Raw genomic sequence first — 14,012 nt, forward strand, 5'->3', positions numbered from 1 at the left:
GTAGCCGTATCGGAAGGTGCGGCTGGATCACCTCCTTTCTGGAAAATGACGAAGCAACCTGGAAGATCCTCGGATCTGCCAAGTCAGCCAAGTCCAAAATGGTGCTCAAATTCTTGCGCCCACACTTATCGGTTGTTACGACAGATGCAGAAGATTGGGGTCTGTAGCTCAGTCGGTTAGAGCACCGTCTTGATAAGGCGGGGGTCGTTGGTTCGAATCCAACCAGACCCACCATCCAGACATGGGGGTGTAGCTCAGCTGGGAGAGCACCTGCTTTGCAAGCAGGGGGTCATCGGTTCGATCCCGATAGGCTCCACCAAATCGCAGTCGCCGCAGGAATTAGCGAAGTCTAATTCCCCGAGCGACAAGATCGGCCAGCGCGACATCATCGCCCAGCTGATTCGCATGCAGTACAACCGCAACGAGCAGGATTTTTCGCGCGGCAGCTTCCGGGTGCGCGGCGACACCATCGACATCTTCCCGGCCGAGCACTCCGAGCTGGCCATCCGCATCGAGCTGTTCGACGATGAGATCGAGTCGCTGCAGCTGTTCGACCCGCTGACTGGGCGCATCCGCCAGAAGGTGCCGCGCTTCACTGTCTACCCCTCCAGTCACTATGTGACGCCGCGCGAGAAGGTGGTGGGTGCGGTGGAATCGATCAAGCTGGAGCTGGCCGCCCGGCTCAAAGAACTGCTCAGCGCCGGCAAGCTGGTCGAGGCCCAGCGGCTGGAGCAGCGCACCCGCTTCGATCTGGAGATGCTCAGCGAGCTGGGCCACTGCAAGGGCATCGAGAATTACACCCGCCACCTCTCGGGCGCCGCCCCGGGGTCGCCGCCTTCGACCCTGACCGATTACCTGCCCAAGGACGCCCTGGTCTTCCTGGACGAGAGCCACCAGATGATCGGCCAGCTCAGCGCCATGTACGCCGGCGACCGCTCGCGCAAGACCACCCTGGTGGAGTACGGATTTCGCCTGCCCTCGGCGATGGACAACCGGCCGCTGAAGTTCGAGGAGTTCGAAGCGCGCATGCGCCAGTGCATCTTCGTTTCAGCCACCCCGGCCGACTACGAAAAGACCCATGCCGGGCAGGTGGTCGAGCAGCTGGTGCGGCCAACCGGCCTGATCGACCCCCTGGTCGAGGTGCGGCCGGCCACGCACCAGGTGGACGACGTGCTGCAGGAAATCCGCATCCGGGTCGAGAAGAACGAGCGGGTCCTGATCACCACCCTGACCAAGCGCATGGCAGAACAGCTGACCGATTACCTGGGCGACAACGGGGTCAAGGTGCGTTACCTGCACAGCGACGTCGACACGGTCGAGCGGGTGGAAATCCTGCGCGACCTGCGCCTGGGCAGCTTCGACGTGCTGGTGGGCATCAACCTGCTGCGCGAGGGCCTGGATATTCCCGAGGTCTCGCTGGTGGCCATCCTGGACGCCGACAAGGAAGGCTTCCTGCGTGCCGAGCGCTCGCTCATCCAGACCATAGGCAGGGCGGCGCGCAACCTCAATGGCAAGGCCATTCTCTATGCCGACCGGATCACCGAGTCGATGAAGAAGGCCATGGGCGAGACCGAGCGGCGCCGCGTGCGCCAGATCGCCCACAACCTGGAGCACGGCATCACGCCGCGCAGCATCCAGAAGAAGGTGCGCGACCTGATCGACGGTGTCTACAGCGAGAAGGCCAGCAAGGCGCAAGAGCAGCAGGAGCTGCAGCGGGCCATGGTCGAGGACATGTCCGAGAAAGACGTGGCCAAGCGCATCAAGCAGCTGGAAAAGCAGATGCTCGAGCACGCCCGCAACCTGGAGTTCGAGAAGGCGGCCCGGGTGCGCGACCAGCTGGCCCTGTTGCGCGAGCAGGCTTTCGGCGGGCCGGGCCACGACAACGTCATGCCCATCCAGGCCGCTGGGCGCTGAGGCCGGGCCGCGGCAGTACTTCCGAATCCAAAAGTAGTCAATAGCGCCAGCCCTAAACCCGAGAGAAAGCGCGGGTTTTCTGCTATACTTGACTCAAACAGTCAACCAAAACCTTTTAGACAAAAAAGCCCGCGCCAACAGTGCGGGCGAGGGCCGGCAAGAGAAGCCGGGCAGGGGCGGAGAGACGGACCTGGGCAGCGGGCGCTGAGCCAGGTGTTCAACAGTCAGCCAAAAGCTAGACAAGGAGCTGCGATGCGTCTCACTACCAAAGGCCGGTTTGCGGTCACAGCAATGATCGATCTGGCCCTGCGCCAGAACAATGGTCCGGTGACCCTGGCGGCCATCAGCCAGCGCCAGCAGATTTCGCTGTCCTACCTGGAGCAGCTCTTTGGCAAGCTGCGCCGCCACGAACTGGTGGAATCCACCCGTGGCCCGGGCGGCGGTTACACCCTGGCCCGCAAGGCCGCGGAGATCACCGTTGCCGACATCATCGTCTCGGTCGACGAGCCGATCGACGCCACCCAGTGCGCCGGCAAGGAAAACTGCCATGGCGACGGTGGCCGCTGCATGACGCACGAGCTGTGGGCTTCGCTGAACCAGCGCATGGTCGAGTTCCTGGATTCCGTCACCCTGCAAAAGCTGGTCGATGACCAGCTGGCCAAGGGCGTGCAGATCGAGGACAAGCCGGCCATCAAGCGGGCGATCTCCAGCCTGCCGGTGGTCAAGCCCATCCGCGTGAACGCGCCCAATTCGGTGTTCGCCCTTGGCAACTCGTTTGCCAAGTCCTGATGCCGCAACCCGTTTCTGCCAGGCCCTGATGCCGCAAGGCGTTTGCGAAACCTGATTTCCCTTTGATTTTTGCCAGCTGTAGAGAAAAGCCAGCCATGGACATGACCCCGCACTTCCCGATCTACATGGATTACGGCGCGACCACACCGGTCGACCCCCGTGTCGTCGACGCCATGATTCCCTGGTTGCGCGAGCACTTCGGCAACCCGGCCTCGCGCAGCCACGCCTGGGGCTGGGAAGCCGAAGCGGCGGTGGAAAAGGCGCGCGGCGAGGTGGCCGACCTGATCGGCGCCGACCCGCGCGAGATCGTCTGGACCTCGGGCGCGACCGAGTCCAACAACCTGGCTCTCAAGGGCGCGGCCAACTTCTACAAGACCCGCGGCAAGCACCTGATCACCGTCAAGACCGAGCACAAGGCCGTGCTCGACACCATGCGCGAGCTGGAGCGCCAGGGCTTCGAGGTCAGCTACCTGGACGTGCAGGAAGACGGCCTGCTGAGCCTGGATGTGCTCAAGGCGGCGATCCGCCCCGACACCATCGTGGTCAGCGTGATGTTCGTTAACAACGAGATCGGCGTGGTCCAGGACGTGACGGCCATCGGCAACCTGTGCCGTGAGAAGGGCATCATCTTCCACGTCGACGCCGCCCAGGCCACGGGCAAGGTCGAGATCGACATGCAGACCTTGCCCATCGACCTGATGAGCCTGGCCTCGCACAAGACCTATGGGCCCAAGGGCATTGGCGCACTGTATGTGCGGCGCAAGCCGCGCATCCGCCTGGAAGCGCAGATGCACGGCGGTGGCCATGAGCGCGGCATGCGCTCGGGCACCTTGCCCACGCACCAGATCGTCGGCATGGGCGAGGCTTTCCGCATCGCCAAGGCCGAGATGGCCCAGGACAACGCCAAGGCGCGTGCCCTGCACCAGCGCCTGCTGGACGGGTTCAAGGACATCGAGCAGGTCTTCCTCAACGGCCACGCCACCCAGCGCGTGCCGCAGAACCTCAACATGAGCTTCAATTTCGTCGAGGGCGAGTCGCTCATCATGGGCATCAAGGGCCTGGCGGTGTCGTCCGGTTCGGCCTGCACGTCGGCCTCGCTTGAGCCCAGCTATGTGCTGCGCGCCCTGGGCCGCAGCGACGAGCTGGCCCACAGCAGCCTGCGCATGACCATCGGCCGCTTCACGACCGAGGAAGAGATCGACTACGCCATCTCCACCATCCGGCAGAACGTGCACAAGCTGCGCGAGCTCAGCCCGCTGTGGGAGATGTACCAGGACGGTGTGGACATCAGCAGCATCCAGTGGACCGCGCACTGAGATTTTGAAGAACTAACGTCGTTGCGGGCCCCACGCCCGACACAGGAGAACTTTCATGGCCTATTCCGAAAAAGTCGTTGACCACTACGAGAACCCCCGCAATGTCGGCTCCTTCGACAAGGGCGACGAGTCCGTCGGCACCGGCATGGTGGGCGCGCCCGCCTGCGGCGACGTGATGAAACTGCAGATCAAGGTCAACCCCGTCACCGGCGTGATCGAGGATGCACGCTTCAAGACCTACGGCTGCGGCTCGGCCATCGCGTCGAGCTCCCTGGTGACCGAATGGGTCAAGGGCAAGACGCTGGACGAGGCGGCTGCGCTCAAGAACAGCCAGATCGCCGAAGAGCTGGCCCTGCCGCCGGTCAAGATCCACTGCTCCATCCTGGCCGAAGACGCCATCAAGGCGGCGGTGGACGATTACAAGAAAAAGCACACGCACTAAGGCCGGAACCGAGATGGCGATTTCCCTGACCGAAGCGGCTGCCCGCCACGTGACCCGCTACCTTGGCAAGCGCGGCAAGGGCGTGGGCGTGCGCCTGGGCGTCAAGACCACAGGCTGCTCGGGCCTGGCCTACAAGCTCGAGTACGTGGACGATGTGGCGCCCGAGGACATCGTCTTCGAGGACCACGGCGTCAAGGTGTTGATCGACCCCAAGAGCCTGGCCTACATCGACGGCACCGAGCTCGATTTCGTGCGCGAAGGCCTGAACGAAGGCTTCAAGTTCAACAACCCGAACGAGCGCGACCGCTGCGGCTGCGGCGAGTCGTTTCGGGTGTGAACCTCTCCGACGACGACTTCGAACTGTTCGGCCTGGCGCAACGTTTTGCGCAGGACCGCGCCGCCATCGACGCGCGCTGGAAAGACCTGCAGCGCCAAGCCCATCCCGACAAGTTCGCCGCCCAGGGCGCGGCCGCCCAGCGCGTGGCCATGCAATGGTCGGTGCGCATCAACGAGGCCTACCAGCGCCTGAAAGACCCGCTCAAGCGCGCCGCCTACCTGTGCGAGCTGCGCGGCGCGCCCATCAATGCCGAAAACAACACGGCCATGCCGGCGGACTTCCTGATGGAGCAGATGGAGTGGCGCGAGGCTCTGGACGATGCCTCCGGGCAGGCCGCGCTCGAGGCACTGGACGCGCAGCTGCAGGCGGCCCGCAAGCAGCGCCTGCAGGCCATTGAAAACCTGCTGGATGTGAGCAACGACGCGCTGGCTGCCGCCCAGCAGGTCAGAGCCCTCATGTTCATTGCGCGATTTGGCGACGACGTCGAAGCCCGCTTCGAGCAACTGGGACAATAGAAGCCATGGCTCTCCTGCAGATTTCCGAACCCGGGCAATCGCCCGACCCGCACCAGCGGCGCATCGCCGTGGGCATCGACCTGGGCACCACGCATTCGCTGGTGGCCGCGGTGCGCAACGGCGTGGCCGAATGCCTGGCCGATGACGAGGGCCGGGTGCTCCTGCCTTCGGTCGTGCGCTACCTCGAGAACAATGGCCGGCAGATCGGCCACGCAGCGCAGGCGGCGCAGGCGCAGGACCCGGCCAACACCATCGCCTCGGTCAAGCGCTTCATGGGCCGCGGCCTGGCCGACATCGCCGACCGCGACAAGCTGCCCTACGACTTCATTGGCGCCACCGAAGGGGCCTTGTCATCCACGGGCATGTTGTCGCTGCGCACCCGCGCCGGCGAGAAGTCGCCGGTGGAAGTCAGCGCCGAGATCCTGGCCACGCTGCGCTACCGCGCCGAGGACACTTTCGGCGATGACCTGTACGGCGCGGTGATCACCGTGCCGGCGTATTTCGACGATGCCCAGCGCCAGGCCACCAAGGACGCCGCCCAGCTGGCCGGCATCCAGGTGCTGCGCCTGATCAACGAGCCCACGGCCGCTGCGATCGCCTATGGCCTGGACAACGCCAGCGAAGGCGTCTACGCGGTCTACGACCTGGGCGGCGGCACCTTCGACATCTCCATCCTGCGCCTGACCCGCGGCGTGTTCGAGGTGATCGCCACCGGCGGCGACTCGGCCCTGGGCGGCGACGACTACGACCGCGCCCTGGCCGACTGGATGCTGCAAAGCCGCGGCCTGCAGGCCAGCACGCCGGCCGACAAGGCGGCCATCCAGATCGCGGCCCGGGCCGCCAAGGAAGCCCTGTCTGCTACCGAAAATATAGCGTCCGAGGTCCATTTGACGGTGGCTACAGCCCGATTTGACGTCCAGCGCAGCGATTTCGAAGGCGCCACGGCCGATCTGACGGCCCGCACCCTCTCGGCGGTGCGCAAGGCCTTGCGCGATGCCAAGCTGGGCAAGGACGAGATCAAGGGCGTGGTCATGGTCGGCGGCTCCACCCGCATGCCCCAGGTGCTGCGCGCCGTGGCGCAGTTCTTCGGCACCGAGCCGCTGACCAACCTCAACCCTGACGAGGTGGTGGCCCTGGGCGCCGCCATCCAGGCCAACCAGCTGGCCGGCAACGACCCGGGCGGCGACCTGCTGCTGCTGGACGTGATCCCTCTGTCGCTGGGCATCGAGACCATGGGCGGCCTGGTCGAGCGCATCGTGCCGCGCAACGAGACCATCCCCAGCGCCAAGGCGCAGGACTTCACCACCTACAAGGATGGCCAGACGGCGCTGGCGCTGCACGTGGTGCAGGGCGAGCGCGACCTGGTGGCCGACTGCCGCAGCCTGGCGCGCTTCGAGCTGCGCGGCATCCCGCCGATGGCCGCCGGCGCCGCGCGCATCCGCGTCACCTTCACCGTCGATGCCGACGGCCTGCTCAGCGTCAGTGCCAAAGAGCAGGGCAGCGGTGTCGAGGCGCGCATCGACGTCAAACCTTCCTATGGCCTGTCGGACGCGCAGATCGCCCAGATGCTGCAAGACAGCTTCAGCACCGCCGAACAGGACATGAAGGCCCGCGCCTGGACCGAAGCCAAGGTCGATGCGCAGCGCATGCTGATGGCCACGCAAAGCGCCCTGGACGCCGATGGCCAGCTGCTGCAAGCGCAGGAGCGGACCCAGATTGAAGCGCTGATGGCGGCCCTGCGCGAGACCGCCGCCAGCAGCCAGGAGGCCGTTGCCATCGAGGCTGCGACCGATGCGCTGGCCAAGGGCACGGAGAATTTCGCCGCACAGCGCATGAACAACGGCATCCGCAAGGCGCTGGCGGGCAAGAATGTAGAGACGATTTAAGCCATGGCCACCATCAAGATCCTCCCGCATCCCGAGTACTGCCCGCAGGGCGCCGTCCTGAGCGTGCCCGCCGGCACCTCGGTCTGCGAGGCGCTGCTGGACAACCACATCGACATCGAGCACGCCTGCGACATGAGCTGCGCCTGCACCACCTGCCACATCATCGTGCGCGAGGGCTTCAACTCGCTCAACGAGATGGAAGAGGGCGAGGAAGACCTGCTGGACCGCGCCTGGGGCCTGGAGCCCAACTCGCGCCTGTCCTGCCAGGCCATCGTCGCCCAGCAGGACCTGGTGGTCGAGATCCCCAAGTACTCGATCAACCACGCCAAAGAGAACCACTAGGCGCAACCATGGGCGTTGTTGCGCCTGGGGTTCTTCACTCGTAGCGCTTGCCCTGCGCCAGCAGCTGCGGCGTCCCCAGCATGGCATTGAGCCCGTCGAAGTCCAGCATGGCGCCGGCCTGCGCTGCCGTCGTGCCGTCGCGATGGAGCGTCGCGTAGTAACCGTGCAGCGCGTGGGCCACGGCGCGTGCCGTGCCGCCGGGGAAGATGGCGATGCGAAAGCCGATCTGGCCGAGTTCGCCGGCATCCAGCACCGGTGACTTGCCACCTTCCACCATATTGGCCAGCATCGGCACGCGGCCGGCAAAGCGCGCGCAGGCCGCTTCCATGTCGGCGCGCGTGCGCAGGGCCTCGATGAAGAGCGCGTCCACGCCGCATTCCAGGTAGCGCTCGGCCCGTTCGAAGGCGGCTTCCAGGCCTTCGACCGCGACCGCGTCGGTGCGTGCCAGCACCAGGGTGCCCGCGTCGTGGCGCGCATCGAGCGCGGCGCGCAGCTTGCCGCACATTTCCGCCACCGGCACCAGGGTCTTGCCATCGAGGTGGCCGCAGCGCTTGGGAAAGCCCTGGTCCTCCAGCTGCACCATGGCGGCACCGGCGCGCTCGAAGTCACGCACCGTGCGCTGGGTGTTGAGCGCGTTGCCAAAGCCCGTGTCAGCGTCGACGATCACCGGCAGGCCGACACGGTCGGTAATGTGGGCCAGGGTCTGCGCCACTTCGGTGGCCGTGACCAGGCCGATGTCGGCCCGGCCCAGCCGGGTGTAAGCGATGGAGGCTCCCGACAGGTAGAGCGCCTCGAAACCAGCCTGTTCTGCCGCCAGGGCGGTGAGCGCGTCGTAGACACCGGGCGCCAGCAGGGCCTGCGGCCGCGCCAGCAATTGCTTGAGATGGGATGGCATGGTCGTCAACTCCGTGGAACGAGGGGGGCGGCTGTGTGGGCCGCGATCCAGCCGCCAGCCACCGCGCTGAGCAGGCCGTTGCCCGAGAGATAGCCCCAGACCGCGTTGCCGCTGACGCCGCGTGCCGCGCCGCCTGCTGCCAGCAGGTTGAGGAAGGCTGTGCCATCGGCATGGCGCACGCGGCAGTGCTCGTCGATGTCCAGGCCGCCCTGGGTGTGGAACAACGCCCCGGTCACCCGCACCGCATGGAAGGGCGGGCCGAAGCGGCTGATCTCCGGCGCCAGACCCTCTGCATCGCAGCCGATGATGGCGGCCAGGGCGGCGCGGCTCGTTGCACTGCGCAGGGCGCCGGCCGCTTCGGCCTCGCGGAAGTCGGGGAACTCGCGCGCCAGCGCCAGCTGGCGGTCGCCGAACACGTTCCAGGCCAGGGCGCCGGGCTGGGCCAGCACCTGGACCGCGGCTTCCGAGTAGCCCTGGGTTTCGTCGTGGAAGCGCCGGCCCGCCGCATTGAGCTGCACGCCGCCTTCCATCATCACCGCCCATGTCATCAGCGCGCCCTGGGGCACGACCCAGGAGCCGTGGCCCTGGTAGCCGCCCAGGTCGGCCAGGCCGGCGCCCAGTTCCCGGCCCCAGAGGATGGCGCTGCCGTCGTTGCCTGTGTGGCCGGCATAGGTGGCCTCCCGCATCTGCGGCAGCAGTTCGGCCACCAGGGCCGGGTTGCCGCCGAAGCCATTGCAGGCCAGCAGCAGCACCTCGCAGGCCAGATGCTCGATGGCACCGTTCGGTCGTTCGTAGCCCACGCCCAGGATGCGGTTCTGCGCGTCCACCCACAGCTCGGTCACCCGTGCGCAGGTCAGCAGGTCGGCGCCGCTGTCCTGCGCGGCCTGCAGCAGGGCCGCCACCAGGGCGGCGCCGGTGCGCTGCGCCAGGCTGTGCATGCGGTGCAGGCCGTGGCCGGGATAGAGGAAGTTGTCCAGCACGCCGAAGGCCAGGCCGTGGTGGGCCAGCGCGTCCAGCGCCGGGCCCGAGGCCTGCGCATAGGCTTGTACCAGGTGCGGATCCGCATCGCCGTGGGCCTTGGCCTGGATGTCTTGCGCAAACAGCGCCGGACTGTCGGCGATGCCTTGGCGCGCCTGGGCCCGGGTGCCCGCAGCCGGAATGAAGCCGGACGACAGGGCCGACGAGCCGCTTGGGCTGGCATCGCGCTCCAGCAGCACGCACTCGATGCCCGCATCGCGCAGCGCGATGGCCGCCGTCAGGCCGCAGGCGCCGGCGCCCACGATGGCCACCGGCACCCGCAGCGGCGCTTCCAGGCGCTCGGCGCGGACGATGCGGAGTGGGGCGTCTGCCATCGCAGCGCTGCGTCAGGCCGTGGGACGGAACAGGTACTGGCCGCGCGGCTTGCCGATGATGCCGCGCTCGTGCGTGTAGATCTGTTCCCCGCGCAAAAAGGTGGCCTCGATGCGGGCCGACATCTCCAGGCCCTCGAAGGGCGTGTAGCCCTGGGTCGAGGGCGAGTTCTTGGCCTGGATGGTCCAGCTGCGCGCCGGGTCCACCAGGGCGATGTCGGCGTCGTAGCCCTCGGCGATATCCCCCTTGTGGTTCAGGCCGAAGCGCTGGGCCGGCGCCCAGCTGGTGACGCGGGCCATGTGGTTGTAGCCCATGCCGCGCCGCGTGCCTTCGCTGACCAGGGCCGGCAGCAGGTACTCGGTGCCGCCGAAGCCGCTCTTGGCCATCCAGATGTTGCCGAAGTAGCGCTTGGGGATCTTGGTCTCATGGCGGCAGCAGGCGTGGTCCGACACCACCCAGTCCAGCTCGCCGGCCAGCAGCGCCTGCCACAGGTATTCCACGTCCTCGCGCGGCCGGATCGGCGGGTTGACCTTGGCGAGCTCCGCCGCCTTGGACGTCGTGTCCAGCATCAGGTGGCCGATGGTCACCTCGCGGCGGAAGTCGATGTGGGGGAAGGTGTCGGCCATCATCAGCGCTGCCTGCACCGCCTTGCGCGAGCTCAGATGCAGCAGGTTGATGTTGGGCAGGGCGGTTTCGTTGGCCAGGTAGCTGGCGATGAAAACCGCCAGGCCTTCCGAGTGCTGGGGCCGCGAGGCGCTGTAGGCCGCCAGGCCCTTGAGCGACTTGTCCTTCTCGACGATCTTGGTGTAGGCCGTCATGATCTCGGCCGTCTCGCAGTGCAGCGACAGCGAGATCTGGCTTGCGCGGTCCGGGAACTGCTCGCGCGCCGCCTGCACGCCGCGCATGATGAACTCGAAGTGCGCGTAGTCGTAGCGCTCGTCCTCGCCGATCATCAGGAACTGCTTTTGCGCGTCGCTGGCGCCGTGCAGGCCGTGCGAGCCGTAGAACATGAAAATCTTGAAGCTGGAGACGCCGTGCTTTTCGATCAGCATCGGGATCTCGTCGATGTGGGTCTTGTCCATGGGCGCCAGGTGGAAGCCGTAGTCCACGTGGAAGCGGCCCTTGCTGGTCTTGAGCACCTCGGGGAAGAACTTCTTGTAAGGCCCACCCTTGTTCAGGTAGTACTGGCCGGTGCGAAAGTAGTTCAGGCTGGAGGTGACGCCGCCCATGGCCGCGGCCTTGGACTCGCTCACCGCGTCCTCGCCCAGCGGCGAGTAGATGCCGCTGTGCATATGGGCATCGACCACGCCCGGGAAGGCCAGCAGGCCACCGGCGTCGTGCACGGCCTTGGCCGAGGTCACGTCGATGGCCGGCGCCACGCGGGCGATGCGGCCGTCGCGCACGGCGATGTCCGAGCTGTGTACGGTGTTGCCGTGGGGCCGCACCACGCGCGCATTCTTGATCAGCAGGTCATAGAGGGGACGGGTCACGCGAAACTCCTGGTGGCTGGAAACGTCGTTTGAGCTGGGGCAGCAGGCCACCGGCCTCGACCATGTCGAGCAGGAAGCCTGGAACGGGATCGGTGGGCAGGGCGCTGCCGTTGGCGCGCACCACCCAGCCGGCATGGGGGTCGATGGTGATCAATTCACCCTCGGTGATGGCGCCGGCCTGCGGACAGGTCAGCAGCAACAGGCCCAGGTTGAAGGCGTTGCGGAAGAACAGGCCGGCAAAGGAGGGCGCGATGACGGCCGCCACACCCAGGTGGCGCAGCGCGCCGGCGGCCTGCTCGCGCGAGGAGCCGATCCCGAAGTTGGGGCCGGCCACCAGCACGTCGCCGGCGCGCACGCCGGCAGCAAACTCCGGTCGCACGGTTTCCAGGCAGTGCTTCGCGATGGTGTCCAGGCCGTGCTGCATCCAGGCGCCGGGCGCCAGCGCGTCGGTGTCGATGTCGGCGCCAAAGCGCCAGACCCGGTGCAGCGAGCGGTCGTCGCCCGTCATGCCAGCACCTCGCGCGGGTCGGCGATGCGGCCGGCCAGGGCCGAGGCCGCCACGGTGTAGGCCGAGGCCAGGAAGACCTGGGTCTCGGGCGGGCCCATGCGGCCCTTGAAGTTGCGCGCCGTGCTGGAGATCACCGTCTCGTGGGCGGCGAAGCTGTCGCCGTAGCCGGCGCAGGCGCCGCAGGCGCTGGGCAGCAGCTGGGCGCCGGCGTCCAGCAGGGCCTGCAGCGTGCCTTCCTGCTGCGCGGTGTCGCGGTCGGCGTGGCTGGCCGGTGCCACCAGCAGGCGCACGCCGGCGGCGACGCGCCTGCCGCGCAGCACCTGGGCGGCAAAGCGCAGGTCTTCCAGCTTGGCGCCGGTGCAGGCGCCGATGTAGGCAGCATGGACGCGGGTGCCCCGGTGCTCGCCCACCGGACGCGCATTGGCCGGGCTGAAGGGGGCGGCGACCTGGGGCGCCAGAGCACTGGCATCGAAGCCGTGCTCCTCGTCGGCGCTGCCCGGATCGGAGTGCCAGGGCTGGGTGTCCACATCCGGCGCGCCGTGCAAGGCCAGCCAGTCGCGCGTCACCGCGTCGGGCTCGACCAGGCCGGCCTGTGCGCCCAGTTCGGCGCTCATATTGGCCAGGGTCATGCGCTCGTGCATGGGCAGGGCGCGCACCGCATCGCCGGCGAACTCCACCGCCTGGTAGGCGCCGCCGTTCATGCCGAAGCGGGCCAGCAGGGCCAGCATCATGTCCTTGGCGGCCACGCCCGGCGCCAGCCGACCGTCCCAGCGCATGCGCAGGGTGCGCGGCACCTGGACCCAGATCTGGCCGGTGGCCAGCACGCCCAGCATCTCGGTGCTGCCGATGCCGAACATGTAGGCGCCAAAAGCGCCGCCGGTGGGCGAGTGGGAGTCGCCACCCACGCACAGCAGGCCGGGCCGGATGTGGCCATGCTGCGGTACGACCACATGGCAGATGCCCACGGAGTCATAGACATGGGGCAGGGCCTGGTCGCGCGCCCAGTCGCGCGCGATGCGCACGATCTTGCGTGCCTCCTCGCTGCGCTCGGGCACGTAGTGGTCCATGACCAGCACCACGCGCGACTTGTCCCAGATGGGCGCGCCCAGCTCTTCCAGCATGGGCTTGAGCCGGCGCGGGCCAGAGGAGTCGTGGAACATGGCCAGGTCGACCGCGCAGCTGACGATCTCGCCCGTGTGCACCGCATCGCGCCCTGCGGCACGGGCCAACAGCTTTTGTGCCAGTGACTGAGGAACTGCGCTCATTCGGGCCTCGCTCCCGAGTACTTGACCACCTTGGCCCAGCGCACGATTTCCTCGTGCACGAAGCGCGCGAACTCATCGGGCGCGTTGCCCACCGGTGTCGCCCCTTCGAACTCGATCCGCTTCCTGACTTCCGGCGTGGCGACGGCCTGGCGGGCCGCGTCGGACAGGCGTTTGGCCAGGTCCGGCGCCATGCGGCCTGGGCCGAACAGGCCGAACCAGGCGCTGGACTGGTAGCCTGGCAGGACCTCGGCGATGGCCGGCGTGTCGGGGAAGGCGGGAAGGCGCTGTGGGCTGGTCACGCCCAGCAGCTTGAGCTTGCCGGCGCGCACCTGGGCCTGGGCGTTGCCGACGTTGGCGAACATCAGCTCCACCTGGCCGGCCAGCACGTCCTGGATGGCCGGCGCTGTGCCCTTGTACGGGATGTTGACGATGTAGGTGCCTGACAGCATCTTGAAGGCCTCGCCCGCCAGGTGCACCGAGGATCCCATGGCGCCGATGGCGAAGTTCAGCTTGCCTGGCTTGGCCTTGGCCAGGGCGATCAGCTCGCGCAGATTGGCTGCCGGCAGCGAAGGATGGGCCACCAGCAAGGCCGGCGAGGTCGAGACCATGGTCAGCGGCGTGAAGTCGCGCTCCGGGTCGAAGGGCAGGCTGGGGAACAGCGAGGCATTGATCGCATGGCTGGTGAAGCTCATGAGCAAGGTGTTGCCGTCGGGCGCAGCCTTGGCCACCAGGTCGGCCGCGATGTTGCCGCCGGCGCCGGGCTTGTTGTCCACCACCACGGTGCGGCCCAGCACGCGGCCCAGTTCCACCGCCAGTGTGCGGGCCATGGTGTCGGTTGTGCCGCCGGCCGGTGCGCCCACCAGAATGCGCACCGGCGCCTGCATGCCCTGGGCGCGCGCCAGCAGGGGCAGGGCAGCGGCCAGCAGCAGGGCGCGGCGGGTGGCAAAGGACGCGAGCTTCATG

At 67.5% G+C, this 14,012-nt stretch carries 14 protein-coding genes and 2 tRNA genes; 10 read left to right on the forward strand and 6 right to left on the reverse strand.

All coding sequences use genetic code 11. The features are described 5' to 3' along the window. Positions 1-157: 157 nt before the first annotated feature. The 10 genes from Q0632_RS16275 to fdx all read left to right on the forward strand — a co-directional run bounded on the left by Q0632_RS16275 (position 158) and on the right by fdx (position 7,541). Positions 158-234 (forward strand) — tRNA-Ile (locus Q0632_RS16275). Positions 235-244: 10 nt separating this feature from the next. Then, positions 245-319 (forward strand) — tRNA-Ala (locus tag Q0632_RS16280). Next, positions 307-1,914, forward strand: coding sequence for an excinuclease ABC subunit UvrB (uvrB, locus tag Q0632_RS16285; protein ID WP_298932231.1), 1,608 nt, complete (start codon positions 307-309; stop codon positions 1,912-1,914). The genes Q0632_RS16280 and uvrB overlap by 13 nt, the downstream gene beginning before the upstream one ends. A 252-nt stretch (positions 1,915-2,166) precedes the next feature. Further along, positions 2,167-2,703 (forward strand): Fe-S cluster assembly transcriptional regulator IscR, encoded by a 537-nt coding sequence (iscR, locus tag Q0632_RS16290; protein ID WP_298932086.1) that lies wholly within the window; start codon positions 2,167-2,169, stop codon positions 2,701-2,703. 95 nt (positions 2,704-2,798) lie between these two features. Further along, a complete protein-coding gene (locus Q0632_RS16295) occupies positions 2,799-4,019 on the forward strand; it encodes an IscS subfamily cysteine desulfurase (protein WP_298932088.1) in 1,221 nt (406 codons plus the stop codon). A gap of 55 nt (positions 4,020-4,074) precedes the next feature. Further along, a complete protein-coding gene (gene iscU, locus Q0632_RS16300) occupies positions 4,075-4,461 on the forward strand; it encodes a Fe-S cluster assembly scaffold IscU (RefSeq protein ID WP_298932090.1) in 387 nt (128 codons plus the stop codon). A gap of 13 nt (positions 4,462-4,474) precedes the next feature. Next, a complete protein-coding gene (iscA, locus tag Q0632_RS16305) occupies positions 4,475-4,798 on the forward strand; it encodes an iron-sulfur cluster assembly protein IscA (RefSeq protein WP_298932092.1) in 324 nt (107 codons plus the stop codon). Further along, entirely contained in the window at positions 4,795-5,313 is a 519-nt protein-coding gene (gene hscB, locus Q0632_RS16310) for a Fe-S protein assembly co-chaperone HscB (protein WP_298932094.1), read from the forward strand. Before iscA ends, hscB begins: the two co-directional genes overlap by 4 nt. A 5-nt stretch (positions 5,314-5,318) precedes the next feature. Further along, on the forward strand, positions 5,319-7,199 hold the full coding sequence (gene hscA, locus Q0632_RS16315; protein WP_298932096.1) for a Fe-S protein assembly chaperone HscA: 1,881 nt from the start codon (positions 5,319-5,321) through the stop codon (positions 7,197-7,199). Between the two features lie 3 nt (positions 7,200-7,202). Further along, positions 7,203-7,541 (forward strand): ISC system 2Fe-2S type ferredoxin, encoded by a 339-nt coding sequence (gene fdx / locus Q0632_RS16320; protein WP_298932098.1) that lies wholly within the window; start codon positions 7,203-7,205, stop codon positions 7,539-7,541. 34 nt (positions 7,542-7,575) lie between these two features. Here fdx and Q0632_RS16325 read toward each other — a convergent pair whose 3' ends face one another. Genes Q0632_RS16325 through Q0632_RS16350 form a run of 6 tightly spaced genes read right to left on the reverse strand, consistent with a single transcriptional unit; the run spans position 7,576 to position 14,011 of the window. After that, positions 7,576-8,436, reverse strand: a complete 861-nt coding sequence (locus tag Q0632_RS16325; RefSeq protein WP_298932100.1) for an isocitrate lyase/phosphoenolpyruvate mutase family protein — start codon at positions 8,434-8,436, stop codon at positions 7,576-7,578. Positions 8,437-8,441: 5 nt separating this feature from the next. Continuing rightward, positions 8,442-9,788: an FAD-dependent oxidoreductase gene (locus Q0632_RS16330; RefSeq protein WP_298932101.1), complete on the reverse strand. Its 1,347-nt coding sequence runs from the start codon at positions 9,786-9,788 to the stop codon at positions 8,442-8,444. Between the two features lie 12 nt (positions 9,789-9,800). Next, positions 9,801-11,276 (reverse strand): dihydroorotase family protein, encoded by a 1,476-nt coding sequence (locus tag Q0632_RS16335; RefSeq protein WP_298932103.1) that lies wholly within the window; start codon positions 11,274-11,276, stop codon positions 9,801-9,803. Beyond that, on the reverse strand, positions 11,257-11,784 hold the full coding sequence (locus Q0632_RS16340; protein WP_298932105.1) for a 3-isopropylmalate dehydratase: 528 nt from the start codon (positions 11,782-11,784) through the stop codon (positions 11,257-11,259). Before Q0632_RS16340 ends, Q0632_RS16335 begins: the two co-directional genes overlap by 20 nt. Beyond that, a complete protein-coding gene (locus tag Q0632_RS16345; RefSeq protein ID WP_298932107.1) occupies positions 11,781-13,049 on the reverse strand; it encodes a 3-isopropylmalate dehydratase large subunit in 1,269 nt (422 codons plus the stop codon). The genes Q0632_RS16340 and Q0632_RS16345 overlap by 4 nt, the downstream gene beginning before the upstream one ends. Further along, positions 13,046-14,011, reverse strand: a complete 966-nt coding sequence (locus tag Q0632_RS16350) for a tripartite tricarboxylate transporter substrate binding protein (protein WP_298932109.1) — start codon at positions 14,009-14,011, stop codon at positions 13,046-13,048. The genes Q0632_RS16345 and Q0632_RS16350 overlap by 4 nt, the downstream gene beginning before the upstream one ends. Between the last annotated feature and the right edge of the window lies 1 nt (position 14,012).

The sequence above is a fragment of the uncultured Ramlibacter sp. genome, from assembly GCF_936925435.1.
Classification (GTDB): Bacteria; Pseudomonadota; Gammaproteobacteria; order Burkholderiales; family Burkholderiaceae_C; genus Ramlibacter.

Bases quoted from the DNA above. Each gene is read 5' to 3' on its own strand.
- iscR (WP_298932086.1), top strand. From the start codon at position 2,167: ATGCGTCTCACTACCAAAGGCCGGTTTGCGGTCACAGCAATGATCGAT.
- Q0632_RS16295 (WP_298932088.1), top strand. From the start codon at position 2,799: ATGGACATGACCCCGCACTTCCCGATCTACATGGATTACGGCGCGACC.
- iscU (WP_298932090.1), top strand. From the start codon at position 4,075: ATGGCCTATTCCGAAAAAGTCGTTGACCACTACGAGAACCCCCGCAAT.
- iscA (WP_298932092.1), top strand. From the start codon at position 4,475: ATGGCGATTTCCCTGACCGAAGCGGCTGCCCGCCACGTGACCCGCTAC.
- hscA (WP_298932096.1), top strand. From the start codon at position 5,319: ATGGCTCTCCTGCAGATTTCCGAACCCGGGCAATCGCCCGACCCGCAC.
- fdx (WP_298932098.1), top strand. From the start codon at position 7,203: ATGGCCACCATCAAGATCCTCCCGCATCCCGAGTACTGCCCGCAGGGC.
- Q0632_RS16325 (WP_298932100.1), bottom strand. From the start codon at position 8,436: ATGCCATCCCATCTCAAGCAATTGCTGGCGCGGCCGCAGGCCCTGCTG.
- Q0632_RS16330 (WP_298932101.1), bottom strand. From the start codon at position 9,788: ATGGCAGACGCCCCACTCCGCATCGTCCGCGCCGAGCGCCTGGAAGCG.
- Q0632_RS16340 (WP_298932105.1), bottom strand. From the start codon at position 11,784: ATGACGGGCGACGACCGCTCGCTGCACCGGGTCTGGCGCTTTGGCGCC.
- Q0632_RS16345 (WP_298932107.1), bottom strand. From the start codon at position 13,049: ATGAGCGCAGTTCCTCAGTCACTGGCACAAAAGCTGTTGGCCCGTGCC.
- Q0632_RS16350 (WP_298932109.1), bottom strand. From the start codon at position 14,011: ATGAAGCTCGCGTCCTTTGCCACCCGCCGCGCCCTGCTGCTGGCCGCT.